This is a genomic window from Reyranella sp., assembly GCF_965228225.1.
Taxonomy (GTDB): domain Bacteria; phylum Pseudomonadota; class Alphaproteobacteria; order Reyranellales; family Reyranellaceae; genus Reyranella.
The window spans coordinates 4,339,639-4,365,457 of record NZ_OZ245801.1; the positions used below are offsets into that span (position 1 = coordinate 4,339,639).

Consider the following 25,819-nt stretch of genomic DNA (forward strand, 5'->3'; position numbering starts at 1 on the left):
CTGGCCTGCGGGGATGAGGCGCGCCCCTATTCGGCCGCGGCGCTGGCGCCCAGTGTCGAGGGCATCGGCTCCTCGCCGCGAACAACCGTCCTGAGCATGCGGCGCTTGTACTTCTTGTCGTCGAAGTAGGTCGCCGAATGCATCAGCGTGCGATTGTCCCAGATCACCAGATCGCCGACGGTCCACTTGTGGCCGATCGTGTTCGCGGGATCAGTGATCCGTTCATAAAGATTGCGGACGGTCTGGAGCCCCTCTTCCTTCTCGAGGCCGCTGACGCCGATGCAGTCGGGCAGGTTGAGGTAGAGGATCTCCTCGCCGGTGTCCGGATGGCGGCGCAGGAGAGGATGGTGGACATCGGCGGATTCCGCGAGCTGCTCGGGCGTCAGGGGATCCGGATCGGGCCGCTTGCTGTGCAGATGAAGGAAGCTGTAGGTGGCGCGGCGGCCGCGGAGATGATTCTTCTCCTCCTCCGACATGTCCTTGTAGACACGCTGCACGGCTGCGAAGCGCGTGTCGGCGCCCTCCTCGGGAACGACGTCGGCGTAGAGCGTCACGAAGGCGGACGGCCGCTTGCGATAAGCGAGATCCGTATGCCAGTTGAGCGACACGTCGTTCACGTTGGCCTTCCGGTCCTCCATGTTGGAGATGATGCTGACCGTCGCGTGATCCTTGTGGGTGAACTGGCGGAGAATGTGGATGTCGAGCTCGCCGAAGCGCTCGGTAAACGCGATCATCTTCTCGGCATCCATTTTCTGGCCCTTGAAGACCAGCATGTGGTGCTTGCCGAGAAGGTCCTTCACCTCGGCGAAGACTTCGGGGTCCGCGAGGTCCCGAGTTACGTCGAGCCCGGTGATCTCGCAGCCAATGTCCGGTGAAACAGGACGCGTGGTGAATTTCGCCCCAGCCATGCCTGGCCTCCCTGCCTGCAGCAACATTATCGATTGTCAGAATACCTGACCGTTCAGTCAAGTCTCGCGTGAGAATCAGCAAAAACCAGGCCAGCGATGTCTCGCACTCAGGCCTGCTCCAGGAAGTCGAGCAGCGCCGTATTGAACGCGGCGGGCGCCGTGACGTTCACGGCGTGCGCGCCATAGTCGGTTACGTGCAGGCGGGCGTTCGGCAGGCCGGCCGCCAGCTCTTCGGACCTGCTGACAGGCACGAGAACGTCGTCCCGCGCGCCCATGACGAGAACCGGCGTCTTGATCGAGGCCAGCTCGGCCGTCGCATCGAAGCGCAGGAGCGCGCCGATCCGACGCCGCAGGGTCTCGGCGCCCTGGAAATGAGCGAGCCCGTGCGCGTCTTCCTGGCGGGCGCGTTCGGCATTCTGTGCCAGCCAGAGCGCGGGGTAGAGGAAAATGGGCTGGGCTCGCACATAGGCAGCCGGACCGGCGTGTTGCAGCAACAGCAGGCGCGCCTCGAAGCAGCGCTTCGTGTGTTCGTCCGCAGTCGCCCAGCCGTTGACGATGGTGAGCGACACGAGCCGCTCGGGTGTCCGACGAGCCAGATCCAGTCCAACCAGTCCGCCGAGCGCATGCCCGACGAAATGGCAGGCACTCGTCTTCGTCTCATCCAGGACCGCGAGCACATCGTCGGCCATCGCGCCGATCGTGTAGGCCTCCGGGAGGTCACGCCTGGCACGGCCGGTGCCCGCCTGGTCGTAGGTGATCACGCGGAACCGCGCGCGCAACGCGTCAAGCTGCGGCGCCCAGTACCCCGCCGCACCGCCCAGACCGGACGACAGCAGCACGGTCGGCGCGCCCTCGCGGGCGCTTTCGAGGACGTCGACGCTCACTTAACTCTTGCCGACATGTGCCGTCGTGGCGATCTCGACCAGCGCGTCCTTCTTCACCAGGCCGCACTGGATGCAGTACCGCGCCGGCTTGTCACCGGGAAAGTACGTCGCATAGACGGTGTTGATGGCCGCGTAGTTCGCCCAGTCCGTCAGGAAGATCTGGTTGAAGGTGACGTCGGCCATCGTGCCGCCGGCCGTCTCGATCACCGACTTGATCTGCTCCAAGACGAATTCGGTCTGCTTGGCGGCGTCACCGACATGGACGACGTTGGTTTCCTTGTCGAGCGGCAGCGTGCCCGAGACATAGACGATGCCGTCGGCCATGGCGCCCGGCGAGTAGGGCGCCAGGGTCTTGCCGGAACCGGCCGGAATTACGGGCTTCATCGGCATCACTGTGCTCCCTTGGTGGTCAGCGTCGGGTTGGTGTTATCCTTCAGCGCCTTCTGGAAGGCCTCGACCGAGGAGACCCAGCCGAAGAACTTCTCGATGTTGTAGAGGGAGGCCTTCTGCACGAAATCCGGGCCCGCATGGTGGCAGGCGTCGTGGAGGACCACGCCGAAATATTCGAGAAAGAAGCCGTCGCGCAGGGTGGACTCCACGCACACGTTGGTCGCGACGCCGGTGAACACCAGCGAGCGGATGCCGCGCGAGCGCAGGAGGCTGTCGAGGTTGGTGTTGTAGAACGCAGAGTAGCGCGGCTTGGGAACGACGATGTCGCCGGCCTGCGGCTGCAGTTCCTGCACCAGCTCGTAGTCCCAGCCGCCCTTGGCCAGCAGCTTGCCCTGGAGCTCGGGCTTCGCCCGCATGGTCTTGAGTGCGTTCGACTTGTGGAAGTTCGGCGAACCGGGGCCGCCCGCCTCCACATAGTCCGGGTCCCAGCCATTCTGGAAATAGATGACCGTCACGCCCGCCGCGCGGGCGGCGGCGCAGGCCTGCTGGGTCTTCTCGATGGCCGCTGCGGCACCTGACACATCGAAGCCGGCGAGATCGAGATAGCCGCCCTTCGAGGCATAGGCGTTCTGCATGTCGACCACGATCAGCGCGGTCTCCTGCGGCCGGATCAACAGCGCTTCCGGCTGCGCCTCGAGATGGCGCGCATTCGGATCGTCGGGCGGGAAGTAGCTGACGGGCTTGGTCATTCCGCGGCCTCCGCGACAGGGGCGACAGCCGAGGCGACGTGCCGGCGGCTCTTCATCAGCGGCTGGATACGCTCGCCGAAGATCTCGGTGCCGCTCACGAACTCGTCGAAGGTCAGCAACGTACCGGCCAACCCGGGGATCGCAGCGACCTCGTCCATCATCCGCGCCACCTTGGCGGGGCTGCCCACGAGGAGCCCGATGTTCAGGTTCACCGCCGACTTCGGATCGATCATGTGCTTCACATTGGTGTCGGCGCCGGACTTCTTGTCGGCGCTGCCCTGATCGGTCAGCCACCGGAGCGCTTCCAGATCCGCGCCATCCCTGTAGTGCTGCCACTTGGCTTCCGCCTCGGCGTCCGTCTCGCCGGTGATCACCATGAAAAGCGCATAGGTCGAGATGTCGCGTCCCGAGTCGGCCGCGATCTTCTGCATCCGCTCGACCGTCTCGGCGCAGGCGGTGGGGGTGTTGTAGCCTTTGCCGAAGCAGAAATTATAGTCGGCATACTTGGCCGTGAACGCCATGCCGGCATCGCTCTGGCCCGCGCAGATCACCTTCATGGGCTGCTGCGGCCGGGGGCTCAGCTTGCAATCCTCCATCTTGAAGAACTCGCCCTTGAAGTTCGACGTTCCGGTCTCCCACAGCTCGCGCATCACCTGGACATACTCGGCGGCGAAGTCGTAGCGCCGGCCGAAGTATTCGTCGCCCGGCCAGATGCCCATCTGCGAATATTCGGGCCGCTGCCAGCCGGTGATGACGTTGAGGCCGAAGCGGCCGTTCGAGATCGAATCGATCGTCGAGCACATGCGCGCGGCGATCGCGGGCGGGATCGCCAGGGTCGGCACCGTCGCATAGAGCTTGATGCGGGATGTCACGGCGGCGAGGCCGGCCATCAGGGTGAAGGATTCGAGGTTATGGTCCCAGAACTCGCTCTTGCCGCCGAAGCCACGGAGCTTGATCATCGACAGGGCAAAGTCGAAGCCGTAGCGCTCGGCATTGAGCGTGGTCTGCTTGTTCAGCTCGAAGCTCGGCTTGTACTGGGGCGATGTCGTGGAGACGATCCAGCCGTTACTGCCGATCGGAATAAAAACGCCGATTTCCATGAGCCGCCTCCAGGAGCGATGACCCTGGAAACCTCCCAAAAGCTGTCCAATTGGTCAACTTTTAAAACTTCACGGGACGCACCGTTTCGGCCCGGTAGTTGCATGCTTCATCGCCCGCGAAGGCTCACGAAAGGCTGATGCGCCGTCTGTCACACCGGGTTGGTCGGGCCCGACGTCAGACGCCGCATGTGGCGTCGCATGCCGTGATAGTCGTTGATGGCGTTGTGCATGGTGCGACGATTGTCCCAGATCGTGAGCGTGCCCGGCTTCCACTGGACGCGGCAGGTGAATTCGGGCCGCGTGGCATGTGCCTGCAGCCAGTCGATCATCGGCTTGCTCTCTTCTGGCGTCATGCCCTCGAAGGCAATGGTGTGGCCGATGCTGCAATAGAGCGCCTTCTGGCCGGTCTCCTCGATGGTGCGCACGATCGGATGCACCGCCTCGTAGGAATCGGCCTCTTCGGTGCCGGTGATCTTCATGCCGCCCACCACCGCGTGATGCGCCTTGCGGCCACCCACATGCTTGAGGCCGGCACTGTTCACGCCCCTCAGCGTGCCCAGCATCTCCTTCAGGCGATCCGACAGACTCTCGTAGGCCGCGACCATGTCGCAATAGAGCGTGTCGCCACCCCGCTCCGGCGTCTGCAGCGCATACAGCAGGGTCGCGAGCGGCGGGGTCTTCATGTAGGTCGTGTCGGAATGCCAGCCGCCGCCGAAATTACGCTTTTCGGACGGCTCCTTGACGATATCGAACAGGAACGGGAAATCGTCCATGCCCTTCACGAAGGGATAGTGGTTGGGCTCGCCGAACCGCGCGCCGACATCCATCAGGTCCTGCGGCGACAATTCCTGATCGCGGATCGCGACCACCTTATGGTCGAGGAACGCCTGGTGGACCTGGGCCCAGTCGTGATTGTCCATGGTGCGCAGGTCGACGCCCGTCACCTCCGCCCCGAGAGAGCCCGCGATCGGCGTCACGGTGATGCTGCTGCTGGCCATTCGGTCGCTCCGGTTTTCACGCCATCGATCGGAGATTAGAGACCCGGAGGGCACGCAACCGCAATCGCCCGCCGGCGGCTGCCGTCGCAAGGCGAGGTTTCGCCTCGCGACGCTCAATGCATAGCGGCCGGCGCGTACCTGCGGTTAAAGTGCAGCGCAAAATCAGACGGGTACGGGATGAAAAAAGACAGCAGCACCTACTGGAAGAAGTCCCGCGTGGAACTTCGGGCCGCCGGTTTCGAGCCCGACAAGACGGCGCAGACCAACGCTGTCGTCACGATCGCCAGCGCCTATACCAACGCCCATCGCTGCAACAATCGGGTGCGTACCATCAGCGACCTGCTGGTCGAGCTGCTGGCCGAGCGCGGCGGAAACGGGTTGATCGTCGGGGCGCCGGCGGTGTCCGATGCGCTGACGCAAGGCACGCCGACGGCCGGCTACAGCCTGGTGTCGCGCGACGTGGTGGCCGACTGTTTCGAGATCGGCCACTACGCCCATCACGGCGACGCGATGATCGTGATCTCGGGCTGCGACAAGACCGGCGCCGCGGCCCTCATGCCGCTCGCCCGCACCAACGCCTTCGGCCTCGTCCTCTATCCCGGCACCAGCTCGCCCGGCCGTGTGTCGTTCGGCGCCTGGGCGTCGAAGGGCAACAACCTCACCATCATGGACTATGTCGAGGGCCGGGCGGCCAACGAGGCGGGCCGCATCTCGGGCGAGGAACTGCTCGAACTCGAAAGCAACGTCATGCCGGGCAGCGGCACCTGCGGGGCGATGTTCACCGCCAACACGATGAGCACGATCGCCGAGGCCATCGGCATGATGCTGCCGCGCGGCGCCTCGCATCCGGCGGATTACAAGGCCGGCAGCGACATCCATGCCGACGTGCGGGCGCAGGCCAAGGCGTCGGTCGACGCGCTCTATCGTTTGATGGCAGCCGGCATCCGCCCGCGCGACATCATGACGGAGAAGGCCTTCGAGAATGCCATCGCGACGGTCTATGCGATGGGCGGATCGACCAACATGTACCTGCACCTGCTCGCCATCGCGCGCGAGGCGCAGGTGCCGATCACGATCGAGCGCATCCAACAGGTCGGCGAGCGCATGCCGCTGATCTGCAATCTCCAGCCGCACGGCCCCTATGCGATGGTGAGCCTGCACGAGATCGGCGGCGTGCCCGTCGTGATGAAGGAGCTGCTGCGCCATGGCTTCCTCCATGGCGACGTCATGACCGTGACGGGCAAGACGCTGGCGGAAAACCTGGAATCGGTGCCGACGCTCGAGGAGATCGGCAAGCAGGACATCGTCCTGCCCGTGTCCAGGCCGGCGGCGCCCGCGAACAACCATATCAGCGTGCTGAAGGGCAACCTTGCGCCGGAGAGCTGCTTGCTGAAGCTGAGCGGCAAGACTTTGGAGAAAGGCGAGTTCCGCGGCACCGCGCGCGTCTTCGAATCGGAGGCCGACACGATGAAGGCGATCCGCGCCGGCGAGATCGTGCCCGGCAACGTCGTCGTGGTGCGCAATGTCGGTCCGGTGGGCGGCCCCGGCATGCCCGAAATGGTGATGCTCACGATCCAGCTCCAGGGGCGTGGGCTCGGCGAGGACGTGGCGCTGATCACCGACGGCCGCTTCTCGGGCGTCAGTCACGGCATCCTGATCGGCCACATCTCGCCGGAAGCGGCGCGCGGCGGCCCGATCGCGGCGGTGCGCGACGGCGACACGATCGTGATCGACCCGGGCGCCCGCACCCTGAACCTCGAAATCTCCGACGAGGAGCTGGCCCGCCGCATGGCCGACTGGCGCCCGCCCGCCGCGGCCGACCGCCCGCGCCCGGGCTCCGTGCACGACAAGTACACGAAGCTGGTGTCGTCGGCGCATTATGGCTGCGTGGTCTAGACGACCCTCTTCCCCTTTGCGGAGTCCGCAAAGGGGAAGTGCCCTCGTCTTACGAGGGCGATGGGGTCATACCCCCTCCGCCAACATCACGACGCCGCAGCAGCGAATTTCATGCGGCTCTTCATCAGCGGCTGGATACGCTGGCCGAACTGTTCGATGCCGATGATGAAATCGTCGAAGGTCAGCATCACGCCGGCCAGCCCGTCGATCTCGGCCATCTCGTCGAGCAGCCGCGCGATCGTGGCGTAGGAGCCGATCAGGCGTGAGCCGTTGTTGGGCAGCGGCTCGCGGCGGCGGATGCGGCCGGCCGTGGAATTCTCGGCAGCGAACTTGTCGGAGGCGGCCTGGTCGGAGCGCCAGCCGATGGCGTCGAGGTCGACGCCCGCCTTGTAATGCTCCCACTTGGCCAGCGCGGCTTCGTCGGTCTCGTCGGCGATGATCATGGTCAGCGCCAGCGCCTTCACGTCCCGGTCGGCGGCGGCGCAGGCGGCCTTGAGGCGGCCCACCGCCTCGGCGCAGTCGCGCGGATCGTTGGCTTCGCCCTGGCCGCTGCAGAAATTGTAGGTGCAGTGCTCGGCCGCGAACTTCATGCCGGCATCGCTGGTACCGGCCGAGATCAGCCTGATCGGCCGTGAGGGCAGCGGCGAGAGCCGGCAGTCGTTCATCGTGAAATAGCGACCCTTGAAGTCGGATTGGCCCTTCTCCCAGAGTTCTTTCATCACCGTCACGTACTCGGTGACCATCTCGTAGCGATGCTTGAAATGCTCCTCGCCCGGCCACAGGCCCATCTGGTCGTATTCGGCCTTCTGCCAGCCGGTGACGAGATTCACGCCGAAGCGACCGTGCGAGATGCTGTCGATCGTCACCGCCATGCGCGCGGCGATCGCCGGCGGCAGGGTGAGCACGGCGACCGTGGCGATGAGGTCGATGCGCGTCGTCACCGCCGCGAGCCCCGCCATCAGCGTGAAGGATTCGAGATTGTCGTCCCAGTGGCGCGACTTGCCGCCGAAGCCGCGCAGCTTGATCATCGACATGGCGAAGTCGAAGCCGTAGCGCTCGGCGCGTTGCACGACCTCGCGGTTGAGATCGAAGCTCGGCGTGTACTGCGGCGACGTCGACGAGATCAACCAGCCATTGTTGCCGATGGGAATGAAGACACCGATTTCCATCCTGCACCTGCCTTTGATGCCGCACAGGCAGCAAGCGTCATGCCATCCACGCGTATCGCGGAATTGCACGGAAAGCGCTGCCGCAGCGTCCGGTCAGGCGCGGCGCTTTGCTGCGATCGAAGCAGTCTGCTCCATGATCGGCCCTTCCTCCGCCGTCACACCGGTACGAAGGCAGGCAACATCCTGTCCGGTCGCAACGGGTTGCAGCTGGGGTGTCGCTTCCTGGCAGGCCGGCCTGGCCATCGGACAGCGATCGAAGAACGAACATCCGGGCAGGACCAGGCGCGGATTGGGCGGATCGCCGCGCACCAGCGACGGCCCCGCCGCCCGGCGTCCCGTCAGTCGCGGCGCGGCCGCCAGCAGCGTGCGGGTATAGGGATGGGTCGGATGGGCGAACACGGTCTTGGCCGTGCCCAGCTCGACGATGCGGCCGAGATACATGATCGCCACCCGATCGGACAGGCGCTCGACCACCGAGAGGTCGTGCGAGATGAAGAGATAGGTGAGCGAGAAGCGCTCCCGCAGCTCCAGCAGCAGGTTCAGGACCGTCGCCTGAACCGACATGTCGAGGCCGGAGGTCGGCTCGTCGAGGATCAGCACGCGCGGACGCAGCAGGAGTATGCGCGCCAGCGCCAGACGCCGAAGCTGGCCGCCGGAGAATTCGTGCGGATAGCGCCGGGCCGACGTCGGATCCAATCCGACCGCCTGCAGCATCGCCGCGACCCGGTCGCGCCGCTCAGACGCATTGCGCACGCCATGGATCTTGAGCCCCTCTTCCAGGGTCCGCCCAATGCTCCACCACGGGTCCAGCGCCGCGCCGGCGTCCTGATGCGAGTATTGCACGGTGCTGCGCGCCCGCCGCGCCGCCTCGGGCGCGAGGCCGCTCACCCGGCGCCCTTCCAGCAGGATCTCGCCCTCGCTCTCGCGTTGCAGGCCAAGGATGCTGCGGCCGAGCGTTGTCTTGCCGCAGCCGGACTCGCCCACCAGTGACAGAATTTCGCCGGCCCGCAGATCGAGGCTCACCTGCTTCACCGCCTGAACGGGCAGAACCGTGCGTTGCAGGAATCCCTTGCGGCCGCCCAGTCGCACCGACACATCGCGCAGCGCCAAGATGGGATCTGCGGTCATGCGAATTGCACGCAGCGGACTTCGGCACCGGAGCGCGCGAACCCTTGCGGCGGTCGCCCCTTCAGGCAAAGCGCCTGCGCGTCGGTGCAACGCGGCGCGAACAGACAGCCCGCGGGACGCGCCAACGGCGACGGCACGGAGCCTGGAATGCCGAGGAACGTGGTCGCGCGGTCGGGATGACAGGCGAGCAGCGCCCGGGTGTAGGGATGGGACGGCGCATCGAGAATCGCCTGAACCTGCCCCGCCTCCACCGTCTGGCCGGCATAGATGACGCAAAGGTCGTCGCACAGTTCGGCCACGACGCCGAAATCGTGGGTGACGAACAGCAGCGAGATGCCGAACTCGGCCACCAGCTCGCGCAGCAGAAGCAGGATCTGGTGCTGCGTCGTGACGTCGAGCGCCGTCGTGGGCTCGTCGGCGATCACGAGACCTGGCGCACAGGCCAGCGCCGCCGCGATCAGCAGGCGCTGGCGCTGGCCGCCCGAGAACTGATGCGGATAGCGTTCGAGCGCGGTTTCCGGATCCGGCACCTGCATGCGCTTGAGCAGGCCGACCAGCCGGGCAACATGCGCCCGCCGGCGCGCGGCACCGCGCAGCCCGTCGTCGGGCGCATGCCATCGCATCACCTCGAGCATCTGGCTGCCGACCTTGAACACCGGGTTCAGCGCCAGAAGCGGATCCTGCGGGATGAAGCCGATGCGGCTGGAACGGAAGCCGTCATTCAGCTGGGCTTCGGTGAAGGCCAGCAGATTCTCGCCCTCGAACCAGATCTCGCCGCTGTCGACCGTCGCCGCGCGCGGCAGGATGCCCATGATCGAGCGGATCAGGGTGGACTTGCCGCATCCCGATTCGCCCACCACGCCGAGGATGCGGCCGCGCTCCAGGGTGAGCCCGATATCGTCGAGGATCTCGGCCTTGCCCTCGTCGGTCCGGATCGACACCTTGAGGCCGCGCACGCTGAGGACCGGGATCATCGCGACCGCCGGATCCGCGGATCGACGATGTCGCGCAGGCCGTCGCCCAGCAGATTGAAGCCCATCACCGTGATCAGGATCGCCAGCCCCGGGAAGGTCGCGTACCACCAGGCGCGCGGCAGGTAGGTCCGGCTTTCGGCGATGGCGAGGCCCCAGTCCGGCGCCGGCGGCGTCGCGCCCATGCCGAGGAAGCCCAGGACCGCCGCGACCAGGATGGTGAAGCCCAGCCCGATGGTGGCGCGCACGATCACCGGCGACAGCGCGTTGGGCAGGATGTGGAGGAAGACGATGCGGCCGCTGCCGGCGCCGATGCCGCGCAGGGCGTCGACGAACAGAGAGGACGAGAGCCGCCTCGTCTCGGCATAGACGATGCGCGTAAAATACGGCCAGTAGGTGAGCGAGAGCGCCAGCATCGCACTCTCGAGGGAGGGTGACATCAACTGGGCGAGCGCCAGCGCGAGGATCAGCTGCGGGATCGCCAGCACGACATCCGTGACGCGCATGATCCCTTCGGACAGCCAGCCGCCGCGATAACCCGCGATCAGGCCCAGGGGCACGCCGATCAGCATGGCGGTCGACACGACAGTGAGCGCGATCGAGAGCGCGCCGCGCGCGCCCAGGATGACGCGAGAAAAGATGTCCCGGCCGAGATTGTCGGTGCCGAACGGGAAGGCGGCGCTGGGCGGCTTCAGGCGACGCGCGAGATGCGAGGCCGCCGCATCCTCCGGATAGGGCGCCAGCAGCGGCCCGAAGATCGCGATCACCAGCACGAAGAGCACGATGCCCAGCCCCAGCATCGCCGGCAGGTCGCGGCTCAGCTTTCGGAAAATCTGGCTCATCCCCGCTCCATCAGCCGCGGATCGAGCACGCCGTGCACCAGATCGGTCAGGATGTTGACGGCGGCGTAGACCACGCCGATCAGCAGCGTGACGGCGAGCATGACCTGCCGGTCGCCGGTCAGGATGGCCTGCACGGTGTAGCTGCCGATGCCCGGCCAGTCGAAGATCGCCTCGACCACCACGCCGCCCGCGATCAGGCCGCCGAACAGCAGGCCGATCTGGGTCACGGTCGCCGTCACCGAGTTGCGCAGCACGTAGATCCAGTGGAGACGCCACCGGCGATAGCCCATGGCGCGTTCGTAGAAGACGAAATCCTGCTGCATCGTGTCGAGCACGCCGGCGCGCGTAAAGCGGACGATGGTGGCGAGGCCGCCGAGCGACAGCGTCACCGCCGGCAGGACGAGATGGCGCAAGGCATCGGACATCACGTCGAAGCGGCCGGCGATCAGTGCATCCGCCACCATGAAGCCGGTGACCCTGGGCGGCCGCTGGATGGTGGGAGAGAGTTCGCCGCGCAGGGGTAGCCAGCCCAACTCCATCGAGAAGAGAAGCTGCAGCATGATGGCGAACCAGAAAGCCGCCACGGCGATGCCCATCACCGAGAAGACGCGCAGCAGATAGTCGGGCCAGGCGTTGTGCGAGAGACCGGCGATGACCCCCAGCGGCACGCCGACGAAGACCGAGATCGCGAGCGCGCAGAAGGTCAGGGTCAGGGTCGCGGGCAGACGCTGGGCGATATCGACCGCCACCGGCCGCCGCGAAAAGGCGCTCTCGCCGAGGTCGAGCGTGGCGACCTTGCCCACGTAGGAGACGAACTGCTCCAGAATCGGGCGGTCGAGGCCGTATTGCTGGCGCAGACGTTCGATCTGCTCGGGCGTCGCGGCGTCGCCCGCCATCGCCATCGCGGGATCCGAGGGCACGACCCGGATCAGCAGAAAGGTGATGACCAGCAAACCGAGCAGCGACGGCAGCACGAGCAGGCAGCGCCGGACGACGAAACGCAGCATCTCAGCTTTCGAGCGTGATCCAGCGTATCTCGGCGCCCTGACCCACCGTGCAGAACCGGCGGCCCTTGACGCGCTTGTTGAGCCCCTGGAGCTGCATGGAGTTGTAGATCCAGATGTCGGGCGAATCGGCCATGATCTTGCGGATGGCCTCCTCGTAGAGCGGTGCGCGTTCCTCCTGCTTCACGGCCGCGCGCGCCTTGCGCAGCAGCGCGTCGACCTGGTCGTTCTTGTAGTAGGACGAGGCCTTCCACGTGCCATGGAACTGGCTGTCGTACATCTGGCCGACCCAGTTCTCCGGATCGACGAAATAGGTGCTGACCCAGTGGACCCACATGTCGGGCGTGGTGTCGGGCTTGGCGGCGGCGGTGGTCAGGTTCGACCAGATGTTGCCCACGACCTTCAGGTTGATACCGATCTGCGCCAGGTCGGACTGGAAGAGCTGCGCGCCCTGCACGCTCTGCTCGTTCTCCGACTGCACGTGCAGTTCCAGCGGACGCTTCATCGGCGCGCCTTCGGCGACGGCCTTGGCGTAGTATTCCTTGGCCTTCTTCAGGTCGTAGTCGTAGCCCTTGGCGTCCTTGGGAATGCCCCAGAGATTGTCGGGCATGGGATAGGGATCGCGCGTGGCGTAGCCGCCGAGGATGTCGTTGATGAAGCCCATGTAATTGAACGCGTGCGCGAAGCACAGGCGCGCGTTGAGGTTGTTGAACGGCGGCTTGCTGTTGTTCATGCGGATGACGAAGGTCCGCATCACCACATCCTTCTGGACGTAGGCGATCTTGGAGGCGTTGATCTGCGCCACCTGGTCGGCCGGCAGGTTGGGATCGGTGCAGTCGAGCGAGCCGTTCAGCAGGGCCAGGACTCGGGTCGAGGTTTCCTTGGTCGGCCGGTAGGCGATCTTCTTCACCGGCTTGGGATTGTGCGACCAACCTAGGAAATGGCCCTCGTTGATCTCCATGTCGAGATATTCGAGCGGCCTGTAGCCGGCGGGAACGATGCGATAGGAGCCGGAGCCCGCGCCGTTCGAGGCGAGCCAGGTCTTGCCCCAGTCGCCGTTCTTCACGTTGGGCTCGATCTGGCGCGGATTGACGATCGAGATGCTCGGGATCGCCGCGAAGAACGGCGCATAGGAGGTCTCGAGCTTGAACCGCACCGTGAGCGGATCGGGCGCCGTGACATTGTCGGGCTTCAGAATCTTCAGGAAGGCGCCGGCCGGTGCCAGCGCCAGCGCCAGCACGCGGCGGAAGCTGTAGACGACATCCTCCGAGGTCATCGGGCTGCCGTCGTGGAACTTGATGCCGGGGCGAAGCTTGAACTCCCACAGGAGGCCATCGGCGGAAACGGTGTGGCTTTCGGCCAGCCACGGCACGATCTGGGGCGGATCGTTCTGGTAGCGGTAGAGATTGTCGTAGGCGTTCAGCATCATCGACTGCATCGGTACGTCGTAGACCTGATGCGGATCGAGGTTCATCGGCAGCGCAAACCCGCTGACGAAGGTCGAAGAGTCGGCGGCCTGCGCCGACCTCATCGTGCCCGCGACCAGAGCGCCGGCGACCAATCCGGCCGCGCGGCGGCGGCCGAGCATGGGACCCTGCTCCTTCCCTTTCGCGGTCATTGTGCGGCTCCCGCGAAACGGTCGGCATGGAAGCGGCTGATCGGCTGCGGCAGCCCGAGATTCCCGCGCAAGGTCATGGCTTCGTACTCCGTTCTGAAGAGACCCCGGCGCTGCAGTTCGGGGATCACGAGGTCGACGAAATCGTTGAGCGAGCCCGGCAGCCAGGCGGGCATGACGTTGAACCCATCGCAGGCGCCGTCCTTGAACCAATGCTCCATCTCGTCGGCGACCTGCGACGGCGTGCCGATCGTGAGCACGTGTCCGCGCGGTCCGGCATTGGCGAGGCAAAGCTCCCACAGAGTGAGATTGTCGCGGCGCGCCTGATCGAGCAGGAGACGCTGGCGGCTGAGCGGGCCGTTGGTGTCGGGCATCTCGGGAACGGGGCCGTCGAGCGGCAGCTTGTCGAGATCGTGCACGCCGATCGTGTGTTCCAGCACGGCGAGACCGACGCTGGGATGGATCAGCGACTGCAGGTACTCGAACTTCTCCTGCGCTTCCGATTCCGTCGGCGCGACGACCGGGTAGAGGCCGGGCATCACCAGCACCTCGGCTGGCGAGCGGCCATAGCGCGGCAGCCGAGCCATCACATCGCCGTAGAATTCCCTGCCCTGCTCGAAGGTGGTCTGGGCGGTGAAGACCAGCTCGGCGAGGCGCGCGGCGACATCGCGTCCGGTGCCCGATGCGCCGGCCTGGACCAGCACCGGCCGTCCCTGCGGCGAGCGGGCGACGTTGAGCGGACCGCGCACCTGGAAATGCTTGCCCTTGTGATGCAGCGGATGGAGCTTCGAGGGATCGAAGAAGACCCCCGAGTCCTTGTCGCGGATGAACGCATCCTCGTCCCAGCTGTCCCACAGGCCGGTGACGACTTCGGCAAACTCGATGGCGCGCTCGTAACGGTCGGCGTGCGCGGGATGCTGGTCGAGACTGTAGTTGAGCGCATCGTCCTCGTTGTTCGAGGTGACGAGATTCCAGCCGGAGCGGCCGCCACTGATCTGGTCGAGCGAGGCGAACTGGCGCGCCAGCGTATAGGGTTCGTTGAAGGTGGTGGTCGAGGTGGCGACGAGCCCGAGATGTTTGGTCACCGCGGCGAGCGCTGACAGGATCGTCATCGGCTCGAATTTGACCACCTTGCCCATGCGGCCACGCGACTCGGGCGTCCCCGACAGGCTGACGGCGGCCGTGTCGGCCAGGAAAAGAAAGTCGAACTTGCCACGCTCGGCGGTCTGGGCGACCTCGACGGCGTCGGCGAAGCTCGCACCCGAGTGGAAATGAGCTTCCGGATGACGCCAGGCAGCGACGTGCTGACCGGTTTCATGGACGAAAGCGCCGAGACGCATCATCCGGCGTCGAGTCTCTTGAGGCACGCCTCGCTCTCCCGTTCGGAATGCTGAAATTCATTCCGGAGAACGCAAGCGGCATGCCAAGCCCTGGCACGCCGTCGGCTCGTGACGGCGCGCTGTGCGCTAGCCGAACCGCGCCAGCGATCAGCTGTCGAGGTCGGGATACCGTCGCTTGGCGCGGCGCATGAAGCCCGCAAAGATGTCGTCGTACGGCGTCTTCTCGTGCGGCTCGGCGAGCTTGGTCAGGCCCTTCAGCACGGTCGCCTCCTCCGCCGGCATCTCCGACATGATCTTCTCGGAAATGGGCTGGACGCCCGCCGGGTTGGCGAGCGCGCGGACCTGGATGCTGCAGGCCTTCTCGAAGAAGTAGAAATAGAAGAACGCCTCGCCCATGGTGGCGCCCACGCTCAAGGTGCCATGGTTCTTGAGGATCAGGATGCGGCCATCCGGTCCCAGCGCCTTGGCCGAGGCCTCGCCCTCGCCCGGCAGCACGACGATGCCGTCATAGTCGAGGTAGCGGACCTTCGGATACACCATCGCACCATCCTGCGTCAGCGGCTGGAAGCCGCCCTTCATGGCGCCGACGGCCGCGCCGTCCAGCGTATGGGCGTGAATGATCGCGTTGACGTGCGGCGAGGTGAACATGATGCCGGAATGCAGGTTGAAGCCGGCCTGGTTCAGCTCGTAGCCGTTCTCGGTCAGGATTTGGCGGTTCTTGTCGACCTTCACGAGGCTCGACGCCGTGATCTCGTCGAAGGCGAGGCCGAACGGGTTGAGCAACAGCGCGTCGGGTTCGCCAGGCACGCGGGCCGAGATGTGACCGAAGATCGAAAGCTCGTAGCCCATTTCGAAGGCGGCCCGATAGGCGGAAGCGAGCTGGACCCGGACGGCCCACTCTTCCGGCGAAACCTTGTCCTTTAAGCTGACGATACTCACTGGCGGCTCCTGGCTTGCGTATCGGGCTGAGGGCGCGTCTTAGCGAGAGGCCATTGCGACTGCAAATGGTCAATACCGCCCCTCGGGACTCCGGAAATCTGGCACGCTTCCTGCTGTCTAAACTTGTATAGACAGGCTACAGGCAAAGCATGCAGATCAGCCCTTCTCTCTCCGAAACGGACGATTTGGCGGAGCGCTACCGCGAGGATGGCGTCCTGCTGCTGCGCGGCGTCTTCGACGCCTGGATCGAACCGCTACGGGCCGGGGTCGACGCTCTGATGGCCAGCCCCAGCCCGCTCGAACGGACGGTCCGGCCGGCCGATGGCTCGGCTCCCTTCTTCCAGGACCTGTGCAACTGGCAGCGAATCCCGGAGTTCGAGGCCTTCGTCTACAAGTCGCCGGCCGCGGAGATTGCCGCCCGCCTCATGGGCTCGCGCACGGCCCGCTTCTTCCACGACCATGTGCTCGTGAAACAGCCGGGCGGCAGCACGGTCACCCCCTGGCACCAGGACCAGCCCTACTACTGTGTCGAAGGCCGGCAGAGCGTCAGCTTCTGGATCCCGCTCGATCCCGTGTCCCGCGATGTCGTGATGGAATGCATCAAGGGCTCGCATTGCTGGGGCAAGGGCTTCCGCCCCATGCGGTTCGACGGCACTCGGCTCTATGCCGACGACGATTTCGAGGTGATGCCCGACATCGAGGCGATGCGCCCGACGCTCGACATTGCAGGCTGGGACATGCAGCCGGGCGACGCCATCGCCTTCAACTTCCGCACCGTCCATGGCGCGCCGGCCAACCAGTCGCCACGGGCACGCCGCGTCTTCTCGGCGCGCTGGGTCGGCGATGATGCCGTTTTTGCCAAGCGTGCGGGCAGGACCTCGCCGCCGTTTCCCGATCTCGGGCTCGAAAATGGCGAGCCACTCGATACTCCGCTCTTTCCCGTCGTCTATCGTTCGTAAACAGTCACCTCAAACGGAGCTCATCAATGGCCAGGTTCTCAGCATTCGCCGCCGTCGTCGCGGCGGCCGCCGTCGCAGGCGGCGCATCGGTCGCGCAGGCGCAGGATACCAAGGTCGCCATCGGCATTTCCGGCTGGACCGGCTTCGCACCGATCACGCTGGCCAAGGAAGCCGGCATCTACAAGGCCAACGGCCTCGACGTCACGATCAAGAAGATCCCGCAGAAGGACCGCCACCTCGCGATCGCCTCGGGCGACCTGCAGTGTGCGGCGACCACGGTCGAGACCTGGATCGTGTGGAACGCCAACGGCATCGCCACCACCCAGCTCTTCAAGATGGACCAGGGCATGGGCTCGGACGGCATCGTCGCCCGCAACGACATCTCCAAGGTCACCGACCTCAAGGGCAAGACGGTCGCCGCCTCGGCGCCGGGCACCAACCCGCACTTCACGCTGGCCTGGATCCTGAAGAAGAACGGCATGTCGCTGAAGGACGTGAAGCTCGTCACGCTCGAGCCGGCGCCGGCCGCCAACGCCTTCGTCACCGGCAAGGACCTCGACGCCGCGGTCACCTACGAACCCTATCTCAGCCTGGTGCGCGACAAGCCCGAGACCGGCAAGCTGATCGCCGATTCGCTGCAGTATCCGATGGTGTTCGATTCCTTCGGCTGCACCCCGAAGTTCATCAAGGAGAATCCGAAGGCCGTGAAGGCGCTGGTCGACAGCTACTTCCAGGCCCTCGACATGATCGAGAAGGACAAGCAGAAGGCCTTCACGATCATGGGCGCCGACGTGAAGCAGACGGCCGAGCAGTTCGAGAAGTCGCAGTCCAAGATCAAGTGGGCCGACCGCGAAGCCAATAAGAAGTTCTTCAACGGCGAGATCCAGGCCTTCAACAAGGAAGCCGCCGAGCTGCTGCTCGAGATCGGCGTGATCAAGAGCAAGCCCGCGAACATGGATACGCTCTTCGACACGACGTACATCAAGTAACGAGTCAGCCTCCTCCCCCGTCATCGGGGGAGGTGCCTCGTCTTACGAGGCGGAGGGGTCATGTCCCCTCCGTCGGCGAAGACGCCGCACCTCCCCATCGAAATGGGGAGGAAGATTTGAGAAGAGACCATGAAATTGCTGGTTCCCGTCAGACGGGAGAATCGCATCGTCCTGGGCGTGGCGTTCTTCATCGTCTTCGTCGCCCTCTGGTCGTTCCTGAGCCTGAGCGGAGCGGTACCGAGGCACTTCCTCGCCACGCCATGGCAGACGGTGGTCTCGGGCTGGGACCTGTTCGCCACCCAGGGCTTCACCCACGATGTCGGCATGACGATCTGGCGCGTCGTCGGCGGCTTCGTGCTGGCTGCCGTCATCGCCGTGCCGCTCGGCATCGCGATGGGCGTCTACAAGCCCATCGAGGCCTTCTTCGAACCGTTCGTCTCCTTCGCACGCTACCTGCCCGCCTCGGCCTTCATCCCACTGCTGATCCTGTGGGTCGGAATCGGCGAGGCGCAGAAGCTCACCGTCATCTTCATCGGCTGCTTCTTCCAACTCACCCTCATGATCACGATGATCGTGAGCGGCACCCGCCGCGACCTGGTGGAAGCCGCCTATACGTTGGGCTGCAAGGACACCGGCGTGATCCGCCGGGTCGTTCTGCCCGGCGCGGCGCCCGAGATCGCCGAGGCGCTGCGTCAGGTACTGGGCCTGGGCTGGACCTACATCATCGTCGCCGAGCTGATCGGCGCCTCGTCGGGCATCGGCCACATGATCACCGACAGCCAGGCGCTGATGGCGACCGACCACATCATCGCGGGCATCGTGGTGATCGGGCTGGTCGGTCTGCTCTCGGACCTGGCTTTCAAGAGGGTGAACCAGCACCTCTTCTCGTGGAGCCTGCTGCGATGAGCCGGCTGTCGATCCGCGACGTTTCCAAGACCTTCCCCGGCCACAGGCGCAGTGCGCCACCGACCCAGGCGCTGCTGCCGATCGGCCTCGAGGTCGCCGACAACGACTTCATCACCGTGCTGGGCCCGTCGGGCTGCGGCAAGTCCACCCTGCTGCGCCTGGTCGCCGGGCTCGAAACGCCGACCACGGGTGAGATCACGCTCGACGGCACGAAGATCGTGGGCGCCGGCGCCGATCGCGGCGTGGTGTTCCAGAGCTACACGCTCTTCCCCTGGCTGAACGTCCGCCAGAACATCTGCTTCGGCCTGCGCGAGAAGGGCATGAAGCTCTCCGAGCAGCGCGAGATCAGCGACCGCTTCATCGCCCAGGTGGGCCTGCGCGGCTTCGAGGATCACTTTCCCAAGCAGCTCTCGGGCGGCATGCAGCAGCGGGTGGCGATCGCCCGCGCGCTGGCCAACGATCCGAAGATCCTGCTGCTCGACGAGCCGTTCGGCGCGCTCGACAACCAGACCCGCGTCCTGATGCAGGAGCTCCTGCTGGGTATCTGGGAGCAGGCGCAGAAGACGGTGATGTTCATCACCCACGACATCGACGAGGCGATCTTCATGGCCAGCCGCGTCGTCGTGTTCAGCGCCCGCCCGGGCCGCATCAAGGCCGAGATCGAGGTCGGCTTCCCTCACCCGAGGCACTACACGATCAAGACGTCGCCGGAATTCATGGCCCTCAAGGCTCGTCTCACCGAGGAGATCCGGGTCGAAGCCATCGCTGCGGCTCACTGAGGGACCGATGGAACCGACCGCGCTCTACCAGCAGGTCGAGGATTATATCGTGCGCCACATCCAGGACGGCTCGTGGCCGCCCGGACATCGCCTGCCCTCCGAGCACGAGCTGGTGAGCCGGTTCGGCATGTCGCGCATGACGGTGAACCGGGCGCTGCGCGAACTGGTCCAGCAGGGCCGCATCGTGCGGGTCGCAGGCGTCGGCAGCTTCGTGGCCGAGGACAAGCCGCAATCGACACTGCTGCACATCGCCAGCATCGCGCGCGAGGTGCGGCAGCGCGGCCACGACTATCGCTGCGCGCTGCTCTCGGCGGAGCGCGTGGCGGCGCCCGGCGACATCGCCGCCTGGCTCGGCCTGCGCTCGGGACAGTCGGTCTTCCATTCGGTGTGCCTTCACCTCGAGAACGAGGTGCCGGTCCAGCTGGAGGATCGCTACGTCAATCCTCAGGTCGTGCCGGACTTCCTCGACCAGGATTTCGGAGTCGTGCCGCCGGGCGAGTACCTGGTGCAGAACGTGCCGTTCGACGAGATCGAGCACGTGGTGGATGCCGTGCTGCCGACGCCCGAGCAGGCGAGCCGGCTGCAGATCGACCCTGCCGAGCCCTGCCTGATGCTGACCCGGCGGACCTGGACGCGCACGACGCCGGTCACGATGGTGCGCTGCCTGCACCCTTCTTCAAGGTACAGGCTGGGCTGCCGCTTCGATGCGGTGGGAAATCAGAGGTTCGGCTGAGAGGCCTTGGCGGCGGTGAGGGCTGCCCAGGACCGGGAGGCCTGCTGCGCCCACAGCGCCCGCTTCATTTCGGCGTCGAGCCGTTCGCGGGCGGCCTTGTCGGCCGGTTCAGCCAAGTCTTCGGAACGGAGATGATCGCGGGGCATATCGGACCAATGCCGAAGCCGCGAAAAAGTTGCATGACATGATCATGTCGGGGTGAGTTTCATCCCGGGCGGCGGCACGGCGGCTTCCGGATCGACGGCGCGGATCACATAGGCGTGGGCCTCGGGCTCGTACTTCGCCCAGAGACGGGCGAGCTCGGCGATCGGCCGGGCATGATCGTCGACACGCAGATCGACATAGGCAAACGACTCCCGGTCGACGACGACCAGCGCCGCCGAGGTGACGGGCTGATACTCGCCGCCCGCAGCCTCGCCCGCCGCGAGCGCATCGATCAGCCGGCGCGCCAGCGGCAGGTCGGGCGCCGCCTCGAACGCGGCGACCATGGCCTGCGGCAGCGTCGCCGACCGCACGATGTTGGCGATGGACGCGCAGTCCTTGCCCTGCGCCTCGCCGCGCTCGGCACGGACATTGGCGCCCGAATAGACGGCGGTGCGGCCGGCCGCATCGATCAGGGCCAGTTGCCGCCAGTGCCGGTGCGGCGTCGCCGCGACCACGGCCTGCATCGCTTCGGGTGCGGAGAAACCGTGGGCCAGCAGATCGAGAGCCAGCGGCCCCAGCCTGGGATCGGTCCGATGCTGCGTGAGCGCCGCGCCGATGCCCGCCCGCGCATGCGAACAGCGCGACCCGACCGAAATCGACGATGTGGTGACGACGGCACCCAGCATGTTGGTGCGGGCACAGCGTCCGACGAGCGAGAAGGTCATGTGGAGGCTCCGCGGTCTCTTCGTCTCAAGTCGACCAAACCTACCTCATCCTCAGAGGCTGGTCGGAAATGAATTGAATCGATTCAAGCACTTACCTCATCCTGAGGAGCCGCGCCTTGCGCGGCGTCTCGAAGGATGGGCAACAAACGAAGTGCTCGTGCCCACCCTTCGAGACGCGGTCCGGCGGACCGCTCCTCAGGGTGAGGACGTTGTTGATCGCTCGCCAACACACTCGCTCCTAAAGACTCGGCAGATTGAGCCCCTTCTCGCGCGCGCAGTCGATGGCGTCCTGGTAGCCGGCATCGGCATGGCGCATCACGCCGGTCGCCGGGTCGTTCCACAGGACGCGCTCGATGCGCTTGCCCGCTTCGGGCGTGCCGTCACAGACGATGACCATGCCGGCATGCTGGGAGAAGCCCATGCCGACGCCGCCGCCATGATGCAGCGACACCCAGGTCGCGCCCGAGGCGCAGTTGAGCAGAGCGTTGAGCAGCGGCCAGTCGGACACCGCGTCGGAGCCGTCCTTCATGGCTTCGGTCTCGCGGTTGGGGCTGGCGACCGAGCCGGAGTCGAGATGGTCGCGGCCGATCACGATCGGCGCCTTGAGCTCGCCCTTCGCCACCATCTCGTTGAAGGCCAGGCCCAGGCGATGGCGGTCACCCAGCCCGACCCAGCAGATGCGCGCCGGCAGGCCCTGGAACTTGATCTTCTCCCGCGCCATGTCGAGCCAGTTGTGGAGATGCTTGTTGTCGGGCAGCAGCTCCTTCACCTTCGCGTCGGTGCGATAGATGTCCTCGGGATCGCCCGACAGCGCGGCCCAACGGAACGGCCCGACACCACGGCAGAACAGCGGCCGGATATAGGCCGGCACGAAGCCGGGGAAGCTGAAGGCATCGGCGACGCCCTCCTCCAGCGCCATCTGGCGAATGTTGTTGCCGTAGTCGACCGTGGGCACGCCGAGCTTGTGGAATTCGAGCATGGCGCGCACGTGACCGGCCATCGACTGCTTTGCGGCCTTGGCGACGCCCGCCGGATCGGTGGCACGCTTGGCTTCCCAGTCGCCCAGCGTCCAGCCCCTGGGCAGGTAGCCGTTGACCGGATCGTGGGCCGAGGTCTGGTCGGTCACGCAATCGGGCCGCACGCCGCGCCGCAGCAACTCCGGCAGGACGTCGGCGGCATTGCCCAGCAGGCCGACCGAGACTGCCTTCTTCTCCGCCACCGCCTTGGCGATGATCGCGAGCGCATCGTCGAGATCCTTGGCCTGCACGTCGAGATAGCCGGTGCGCAGGCGCATTTCGATGCTGCTGGGACGGCATTCGATCGCGAGGCACGAAGCGCCGGCCATGGTCGCCGCCAAGGTCTGCGCGCCGCCCATGCCGCCCAGGCCCGCGGTCAGGATCCAACGGCCGGCGAGGCTGCCGCCATAATGCTGGCGCGCCATCTCGACGAAGGTCTCGTAGGTGCCCTGAACGATGCCCTGGCTGCCGATGTAGATCCACGAGCCGGCCGTCATCTGGCCGTACATCATGAGACCCTTGCGATCGAGCTCGTTGAAATGCTCCCAGGTCGCCCAGCGCGGCACCAGGTTGGAGTTGGCGATCAGCACGCGGGGCGCATCGGCATGGGTGCGGAAAACGCCGACCGGCTTGCCCGACTGCACCAGCAGGGTCTCGTCGGCTTCGAGCTTGCGCAGCGACGCCACGATGCGGTCGAAGCTCTCCCAGTCGCGCGCGGCGCGGCCGATGCCGCCATAGACGACCAGCTCGCCGGGCTTCTCGGCGACGTCGGGATCGACGTTGTTCATCAGCATCCGCAGCGGCGCCTCCGTGAGCCAGCTCTTGGCCGTGAGCTCGGTGCCGTGCGGCGCCCGGATGGTGCGGGCATTGTCGATGCGATTCATGGTGTCTCCTGAAGGGCGGGCAGGAAGCCGGGGCCGACGGTTTCGACGATCGTGCCATTGGCCACCAGAGAAGTGGCCTTCTCCATGTCGGGATGGAAATGACGGTCGTCTTCGAGAGGCGGTACGTCGCGGCGCAGCAAGGTGCGCACCGCTTCGAGCGGCGGGCTGGACGCCAGCGGCCGGTGGAAATCGCAGCCCTGCACCGCCGCCAGCAGCTCGATGCCGATCACCGACGAGACATTGGCCGCCATGTCGAGCAGGCGGCGCGCGCCGTGCGCGGCCATCGAGACATGGTCTTCCTGGTTGGCCGAGGTCGGGATGGAGTCGACGCTGGCGGGATAGGCGCGCTGCTTGTTCTCCGACACCAGCGCCGCCGCCGTGACCTGCGGGATCATGAAGCCGGAGTTTAGACCCGGCCGCGGCGTCAGGAAGGCCGGCAGGCCCGACAGCGCCGGATCGACCAGCATGGCGATGCGGCGCTCGGCCAGCGAGCCGATCTCGCATAGCGCCAGCGCGATGATGTCGGCGGCGAAGGCCACCGGCTCGGCGTGGAAGTTGCCGCCGGACAGCGCCTCGTCGGGATCGGTGAAGATCAGCGGATTGTCGGTGACGCCGTTGGCCTCGGTCGCCAGCGTGGCCGCCGCCTGGCGCAGGATGTCGAGCACGGCGCCCATGACCTGCGGCTGGCAGCGCAGGCAGTAGGGATCCTGCACCCGCTCGTCGCCCTCCAGATGCGAGGCGCGGATCGCCGAGCCCGCCATCAGGCGGCGCAGCGCGTCGGCCGTCGCGATCTGGCCGGCGTGACGGCGCAGCTGATGGATGCGCGGATCGAAGGGCGCGTCCGAGCCGCGCGCGGCATCGGTCGAAAGCGCGCCGGTCACCAGCGCCGCGCCGTGCAGGTTCTCGGCCTCGAACAGGCCGGCCAGCGCGTAGGCGGTCGAGAACTGTGTGCCGTTCAGCAGCGCGAGACCTTCCTTGGCGCCCAGCACCAGCGGCTGAACCCCGACATCGCCCAGCGCCTTGGCGGCCGGCACGACCTCGCCCTCGACGATGAACGAACCGACGCCGATCATCGCCGCGCTCATATGGGCGAGCGGCGCCAGATCGCCCGAGGCGCCGACAGAACCCTGGCAGGGCACGACCGGCGTCAGCCCTTCCGCGAGCATCGTCTCCAGCAGTCGCACCGTCGCGGGCTGCACGCCCGACGCGCCTTGCGCGAGGCTGCCGAGCTTCAACGCCATCATCAGCCGCACCACCGGCACCGGCATCGGCGCGCCGACGCCCGCGGCGTGGCTGAGCACGATGTTGCGCTGCAGGGTCTCGAGATCGGCGGCCTCGATGCGGACGCTGGCCAGCTTTCCGAAGCCGGTGTTGATGCCGTAGACCGGCTGCCCCTTGGCGAGGATCGCCGACACTGCCCGCGCCGACTTCTCGATCGCCTCGTAGGAAGCCGGATCGAGGCTCACCGCGGCACCGCGATAGATGTCGCGCCAGCCAGAAAGAGGAACCGTTCCCGGTGTGATGACGACCGCCTTCATCTGCCCCTCCACACCCGCGCGTGCAGCGGATTGAAACCCATGCGGTAGACGAGTTCGGCCGGGCGCTCGATGTCCCAGATGGCGAGATCGCACCATTTGCCCGCTTCGAGCGTACCGACGCTGTCGAGACAGCCGAGCGCCCGCGCCGCCTCGCGCGTGACGCCGGCCAGGCATTCGTCGACCGTGAGCCGGAACAGCGTGGCGCCCATGTTCATGGCCAGCAGCAGCGAGGTGAGCGGCGAGGTGCCGGGATTGCTGTCGGAGGCCAGCGCGATCTTCACACCGTGCTGGCGCAGCAGCTCGACCGCCGGCTTGTGGGTCTCGCGCACGAAATAAAACGCGCCCGGCAGCAGCACCGCGACGGTGCCGGCGGCTGCGAGCGCCTTCATGCCCTGTTCGTCGACATGCTCCAGATGATCGGCCGACAGCGCGCCGTAACGGGCCGCCAGACTCGCGCCGTGCAGGTTGGAGAGCTGCTCGGCATGCAGTTTGACGCGCAGGCCCCTGGCCTTTGCCGCCTCGAACACGCGCTCGACCTGTTGCGGCGTGAAGGCGATGCCTTCGCAGAACGCGTCGACCGCATCGGCCAGCCCGGCTTTGGCGACGGCCGGCAGCATCTCGTCGCAGACGGTGGCGATATAGGCATCCTTGTCGCCATTCGCTTCCGGCGGCAGCGCGTGCGCGCCCAGGAACGTGGTCGTCACCGAGAGCGGTCGCGCCTCGCCGATGCGGCGCGCCGCCCGCAGCGACTTCAGTTCGGTAGCGAGGTCGAGCCCGTAGCCCGACTTGATCTCCATCGTCGTGACGCCTTCGGCGATCAGCGCATCGACCCGCGGCAACGCACTGGCGACCAGCGCCTCCTCTGTCGCCGCACGGGTCGCCCGCATGGTCGAGACGATGCCGCCGCCGGCGCGCGCGATCTCCTCGTAGCTGGCGCCGGCCAGACGCAGCTCGAACTCGTGCGCCCGGTTGCCGCCGTAGACGATGTGGGTGTGGCAGTCGACCAGACCCGGCGTGATCCAGCGGCCGGCGCAATCGATCGTCTCGGCGGCGGCGAGCGACGGCGCTTCCGCCGCCGCACCGGCAAAGACGATGCGGCCGTCGCGCGCGGCGACAAGGCCGTCTTCGACGAGGCCCAGCCCCTCGCCGGTCAGGGTCGCGAGGCGTGCGTTCTTCCAGAGGCGGTCACATTGCATGCGGCCCTTATTATGAC

General features: G+C 66.4%; 25 protein-coding genes. 6 read left to right on the forward strand and 19 right to left on the reverse strand.

Features of this window, described 5'->3' with window-relative positions:
* Window positions 1–26: 26 nt before the first annotated feature.
* From ACO07K_RS21145 to ACO07K_RS21170, 6 genes are all read right to left on the reverse strand, one after another.
* Window positions 27–908 carry a TauD/TfdA dioxygenase family protein gene (locus ACO07K_RS21145; protein ID WP_422031311.1) on the reverse strand — a complete coding sequence of 294 codons (882 nt, stop codon included), beginning with the start codon at window positions 906–908 and terminating at the stop codon, window positions 27–29.
* Window positions 909–1,015: 107 nt separating this feature from the next.
* Window positions 1,016–1,792 (reverse strand): pyrimidine utilization protein D, encoded by a 777-nt coding sequence (gene rutD, locus ACO07K_RS21150; protein ID WP_422031313.1) that lies wholly within the window; start codon window positions 1,790–1,792, stop codon window positions 1,016–1,018.
* Window positions 1,793–2,182, reverse strand: coding sequence for a pyrimidine utilization protein C (rutC, locus tag ACO07K_RS21155; RefSeq protein ID WP_422031315.1), 390 nt, complete (start codon window positions 2,180–2,182; stop codon window positions 1,793–1,795).
* Complete coding sequence (gene rutB, locus ACO07K_RS21160; RefSeq protein WP_422031317.1) at window positions 2,182–2,931, reverse strand: pyrimidine utilization protein B; 750 nt, start codon at window positions 2,929–2,931, stop codon at window positions 2,182–2,184. The genes rutC and rutB overlap by 1 nt, the downstream gene beginning before the upstream one ends.
* The gene (rutA, locus tag ACO07K_RS21165) at window positions 2,928–4,031 is read right to left on the reverse strand and encodes a pyrimidine utilization protein A (RefSeq protein ID WP_422031319.1); all 1,104 of its coding nucleotides are present in this window, start codon (window positions 4,029–4,031) and stop codon (window positions 2,928–2,930) included. The genes rutB and rutA (ACO07K_RS21165) overlap by 4 nt, the downstream gene beginning before the upstream one ends.
* Before the next feature lie 149 nt (window positions 4,032–4,180).
* Window positions 4,181–5,029 (reverse strand): TauD/TfdA dioxygenase family protein, encoded by an 849-nt coding sequence (locus tag ACO07K_RS21170; protein WP_422031321.1) that lies wholly within the window; start codon window positions 5,027–5,029, stop codon window positions 4,181–4,183.
* Window positions 5,030–5,206: 177 nt separating this feature from the next.
* On the opposite strand from ACO07K_RS21170, the gene ACO07K_RS21175 reads away from it, so the two are divergent.
* Complete coding sequence (locus tag ACO07K_RS21175; protein WP_422031323.1) at window positions 5,207–6,925, forward strand: dihydroxy-acid dehydratase; 1,719 nt, start codon at window positions 5,207–5,209, stop codon at window positions 6,923–6,925.
* A gap of 86 nt (window positions 6,926–7,011) precedes the next feature.
* On the opposite strand, the gene rutA (ACO07K_RS21180) is transcribed toward ACO07K_RS21175, so the two are convergent.
* From rutA (ACO07K_RS21180) to ACO07K_RS21215, 8 genes are all read right to left on the reverse strand, one after another.
* The gene (rutA, locus tag ACO07K_RS21180; protein ID WP_422031325.1) at window positions 7,012–8,094 is read right to left on the reverse strand and encodes a pyrimidine utilization protein A; all 1,083 of its coding nucleotides are present in this window, start codon (window positions 8,092–8,094) and stop codon (window positions 7,012–7,014) included.
* 93 nt (window positions 8,095–8,187) lie between these two features.
* Window positions 8,188–9,222 carry an oligopeptide/dipeptide ABC transporter ATP-binding protein gene (locus ACO07K_RS21185; RefSeq protein ID WP_422031327.1) on the reverse strand — a complete coding sequence of 345 codons (1,035 nt, stop codon included), beginning with the start codon at window positions 9,220–9,222 and terminating at the stop codon, window positions 8,188–8,190.
* Window positions 9,219–10,196: an ABC transporter ATP-binding protein gene (locus tag ACO07K_RS21190; protein WP_422031329.1), complete on the reverse strand. Its 978-nt coding sequence runs from the start codon at window positions 10,194–10,196 to the stop codon at window positions 9,219–9,221. The genes ACO07K_RS21185 and ACO07K_RS21190 overlap by 4 nt, the downstream gene beginning before the upstream one ends.
* Window positions 10,193–11,035 (reverse strand): ABC transporter permease, encoded by an 843-nt coding sequence (locus tag ACO07K_RS21195; RefSeq protein WP_422031331.1) that lies wholly within the window; start codon window positions 11,033–11,035, stop codon window positions 10,193–10,195. The genes ACO07K_RS21190 and ACO07K_RS21195 overlap by 4 nt, the downstream gene beginning before the upstream one ends.
* A complete protein-coding gene (locus tag ACO07K_RS21200) occupies window positions 11,032–12,042 on the reverse strand; it encodes an ABC transporter permease (protein ID WP_422031333.1) in 1,011 nt (336 codons plus the stop codon). The genes ACO07K_RS21195 and ACO07K_RS21200 overlap by 4 nt, the downstream gene beginning before the upstream one ends.
* Before the next feature lies 1 nt (window position 12,043).
* Entirely contained in the window at window positions 12,044–13,657 is a 1,614-nt protein-coding gene (locus ACO07K_RS21205) for an ABC transporter substrate-binding protein (RefSeq protein ID WP_422031335.1), read from the reverse strand.
* On the reverse strand, window positions 13,654–14,997 hold the full coding sequence (locus ACO07K_RS21210) for an LLM class flavin-dependent oxidoreductase (RefSeq protein ID WP_422031337.1): 1,344 nt from the start codon (window positions 14,995–14,997) through the stop codon (window positions 13,654–13,656). Before ACO07K_RS21210 ends, ACO07K_RS21205 begins: the two co-directional genes overlap by 4 nt.
* 144 nt (window positions 14,998–15,141) lie before the next feature.
* Window positions 15,142–15,933 carry a class II aldolase/adducin family protein gene (locus ACO07K_RS21215; RefSeq protein ID WP_422031339.1) on the reverse strand — a complete coding sequence of 264 codons (792 nt, stop codon included), beginning with the start codon at window positions 15,931–15,933 and terminating at the stop codon, window positions 15,142–15,144.
* A 149-nt stretch (window positions 15,934–16,082) separates the two neighbouring features.
* Between ACO07K_RS21215 and ACO07K_RS21220 the strand changes: the two genes are divergently transcribed.
* From ACO07K_RS21220 to hutC, 5 genes are all read left to right on the forward strand, one after another.
* A complete protein-coding gene (locus tag ACO07K_RS21220) occupies window positions 16,083–16,892 on the forward strand; it encodes a phytanoyl-CoA dioxygenase family protein (RefSeq protein WP_422031341.1) in 810 nt (269 codons plus the stop codon).
* Between the two features lie 26 nt (window positions 16,893–16,918).
* On the forward strand, window positions 16,919–17,881 hold the full coding sequence (locus ACO07K_RS21225; RefSeq protein WP_422031343.1) for an ABC transporter substrate-binding protein: 963 nt from the start codon (window positions 16,919–16,921) through the stop codon (window positions 17,879–17,881).
* 129 nt (window positions 17,882–18,010) lie between these two features.
* Window positions 18,011–18,787, forward strand: a complete 777-nt coding sequence (locus ACO07K_RS21230) for an ABC transporter permease (RefSeq protein ID WP_422031345.1) — start codon at window positions 18,011–18,013, stop codon at window positions 18,785–18,787.
* Window positions 18,784–19,566 carry an ABC transporter ATP-binding protein gene (locus ACO07K_RS21235; protein ID WP_422031347.1) on the forward strand — a complete coding sequence of 261 codons (783 nt, stop codon included), beginning with the start codon at window positions 18,784–18,786 and terminating at the stop codon, window positions 19,564–19,566. The genes ACO07K_RS21230 and ACO07K_RS21235 overlap by 4 nt, the downstream gene beginning before the upstream one ends.
* 7 nt (window positions 19,567–19,573) lie before the next feature.
* Window positions 19,574–20,299: a histidine utilization repressor gene (hutC, locus tag ACO07K_RS21240; protein ID WP_422031349.1), complete on the forward strand. Its 726-nt coding sequence runs from the start codon at window positions 19,574–19,576 to the stop codon at window positions 20,297–20,299.
* Here hutC and ACO07K_RS21245 read toward each other — a convergent pair.
* From ACO07K_RS21245 to hutI, 5 genes are all read right to left on the reverse strand, one after another.
* Window positions 20,284–20,415, reverse strand: a complete 132-nt coding sequence (locus tag ACO07K_RS21245; protein ID WP_422031351.1) for a hypothetical protein — start codon at window positions 20,413–20,415, stop codon at window positions 20,284–20,286. The genes hutC and ACO07K_RS21245 overlap by 16 nt on opposite strands.
* 72 nt (window positions 20,416–20,487) lie before the next feature.
* A complete protein-coding gene (locus ACO07K_RS21250) occupies window positions 20,488–21,168 on the reverse strand; it encodes a DUF1028 domain-containing protein (RefSeq protein ID WP_422031353.1) in 681 nt (226 codons plus the stop codon).
* Window positions 21,169–21,406: 238 nt separating this feature from the next.
* Window positions 21,407–23,068 carry a urocanate hydratase gene (gene hutU, locus ACO07K_RS21255; RefSeq protein ID WP_422031355.1) on the reverse strand — a complete coding sequence of 554 codons (1,662 nt, stop codon included), beginning with the start codon at window positions 23,066–23,068 and terminating at the stop codon, window positions 21,407–21,409.
* A complete protein-coding gene (gene hutH, locus ACO07K_RS21260; protein WP_422031357.1) occupies window positions 23,065–24,606 on the reverse strand; it encodes a histidine ammonia-lyase in 1,542 nt (513 codons plus the stop codon). The genes hutU and hutH overlap by 4 nt, the downstream gene beginning before the upstream one ends.
* Window positions 24,603–25,802 carry an imidazolonepropionase gene (gene hutI, locus ACO07K_RS21265; protein ID WP_422031359.1) on the reverse strand — a complete coding sequence of 400 codons (1,200 nt, stop codon included), beginning with the start codon at window positions 25,800–25,802 and terminating at the stop codon, window positions 24,603–24,605. Before hutI ends, hutH begins: the two co-directional genes overlap by 4 nt.
* Window positions 25,803–25,819: the final 17 nt, after the last annotated feature.

Bases quoted from the DNA above. Each gene is read 5' to 3' on its own strand.
- ACO07K_RS21145 (WP_422031311.1), bottom strand. From the start codon at position 908: ATGGCTGGGGCGAAATTCACCACGCGTCCTGTTTCACCGGACATTGGC.
- rutC (WP_422031315.1), bottom strand. From the start codon at position 2,182: ATGCCGATGAAGCCCGTAATTCCGGCCGGTTCCGGCAAGACCCTGGCG.
- rutB (WP_422031317.1), bottom strand. From the start codon at position 2,931: ATGACCAAGCCCGTCAGCTACTTCCCGCCCGACGATCCGAATGCGCGC.
- rutA (WP_422031319.1), bottom strand. From the start codon at position 4,031: ATGGAAATCGGCGTTTTTATTCCGATCGGCAGTAACGGCTGGATCGTC.
- ACO07K_RS21170 (WP_422031321.1), bottom strand. From the start codon at position 5,029: ATGGCCAGCAGCAGCATCACCGTGACGCCGATCGCGGGCTCTCTCGGG.
- ACO07K_RS21175 (WP_422031323.1), top strand. From the start codon at position 5,207: ATGAAAAAAGACAGCAGCACCTACTGGAAGAAGTCCCGCGTGGAACTT.
- rutA (WP_422031325.1), bottom strand. From the start codon at position 8,094: ATGGAAATCGGTGTCTTCATTCCCATCGGCAACAATGGCTGGTTGATC.
- ACO07K_RS21185 (WP_422031327.1), bottom strand. From the start codon at position 9,222: ATGACCGCAGATCCCATCTTGGCGCTGCGCGATGTGTCGGTGCGACTG.
- ACO07K_RS21190 (WP_422031329.1), bottom strand. From the start codon at position 10,196: ATGATCCCGGTCCTCAGCGTGCGCGGCCTCAAGGTGTCGATCCGGACC.
- ACO07K_RS21195 (WP_422031331.1), bottom strand. From the start codon at position 11,035: ATGAGCCAGATTTTCCGAAAGCTGAGCCGCGACCTGCCGGCGATGCTG.
- ACO07K_RS21200 (WP_422031333.1), bottom strand. From the start codon at position 12,042: ATGCTGCGTTTCGTCGTCCGGCGCTGCCTGCTCGTGCTGCCGTCGCTG.
- ACO07K_RS21205 (WP_422031335.1), bottom strand. From the start codon at position 13,657: ATGACCGCGAAAGGGAAGGAGCAGGGTCCCATGCTCGGCCGCCGCCGC.
- ACO07K_RS21210 (WP_422031337.1), bottom strand. From the start codon at position 14,997: ATGATGCGTCTCGGCGCTTTCGTCCATGAAACCGGTCAGCACGTCGCT.
- ACO07K_RS21220 (WP_422031341.1), top strand. From the start codon at position 16,083: ATGCAGATCAGCCCTTCTCTCTCCGAAACGGACGATTTGGCGGAGCGC.
- ACO07K_RS21225 (WP_422031343.1), top strand. From the start codon at position 16,919: ATGGCCAGGTTCTCAGCATTCGCCGCCGTCGTCGCGGCGGCCGCCGTC.
- ACO07K_RS21230 (WP_422031345.1), top strand. From the start codon at position 18,011: ATGAAATTGCTGGTTCCCGTCAGACGGGAGAATCGCATCGTCCTGGGC.
- ACO07K_RS21235 (WP_422031347.1), top strand. From the start codon at position 18,784: ATGAGCCGGCTGTCGATCCGCGACGTTTCCAAGACCTTCCCCGGCCAC.
- hutC (WP_422031349.1), top strand. From the start codon at position 19,574: ATGGAACCGACCGCGCTCTACCAGCAGGTCGAGGATTATATCGTGCGC.
- ACO07K_RS21250 (WP_422031353.1), bottom strand. From the start codon at position 21,168: ATGACCTTCTCGCTCGTCGGACGCTGTGCCCGCACCAACATGCTGGGT.
- hutU (WP_422031355.1), bottom strand. From the start codon at position 23,068: ATGAATCGCATCGACAATGCCCGCACCATCCGGGCGCCGCACGGCACC.
- hutH (WP_422031357.1), bottom strand. From the start codon at position 24,606: ATGAAGGCGGTCGTCATCACACCGGGAACGGTTCCTCTTTCTGGCTGG.
- hutI (WP_422031359.1), bottom strand. From the start codon at position 25,802: ATGCAATGTGACCGCCTCTGGAAGAACGCACGCCTCGCGACCCTGACC.